Source organism: Nocardioides malaquae (genome assembly GCF_015070385.1).
Classification (GTDB): Bacteria; Actinomycetota; Actinomycetes; order Propionibacteriales; family Nocardioidaceae; genus Nocardioides; species Nocardioides malaquae.
The window spans coordinates 1-316 of record NZ_JADCSA010000210.1; the positions used below are offsets into that span (position 1 = coordinate 1).

At 52.8% G+C, this 316-nt stretch carries 1 protein-coding gene; it reads right to left on the reverse strand.

The genetic code is table 11. The features are described 5' to 3' along the window. Window positions 1-31: 31 nt before the first annotated feature. Window positions 32-316, reverse strand: a 285-nt coding sequence (locus tag IEQ44_RS17155) for a hypothetical protein (protein ID WP_227487619.1), incomplete at its 5' end; no start/stop codon positions are given.

Below are 316 nucleotides of genomic sequence, written 5' to 3' on the forward strand. Positions count from 1 at the left end.
TAACTTTTGACCTGCGTGTTTGCCCACCTTTTTACTCAATTACTGCCATCCCAGCAGTCTGCTTTAGCAGGGCCTTAAAACCTCTGATGGAACCAAGAGCCTTGTGTCTGCACAAAGACCAGAGAGAGAGAGAGAGAGCAGATGGCAGCGTGACATGGCCAAGGTCATCCGGCAACCCGCGGTCAGCTATAGCAGCACACACCATTAGAAACCCAACCCTCTTCTCTTTGCCCACCCCTCGCTCTGGATTTCTCCCTCCTTTCCCCTGGCCCTGCCTCACTTGTTCCTTTTTTCTCATTCTCTCGCTCCCTCCTCG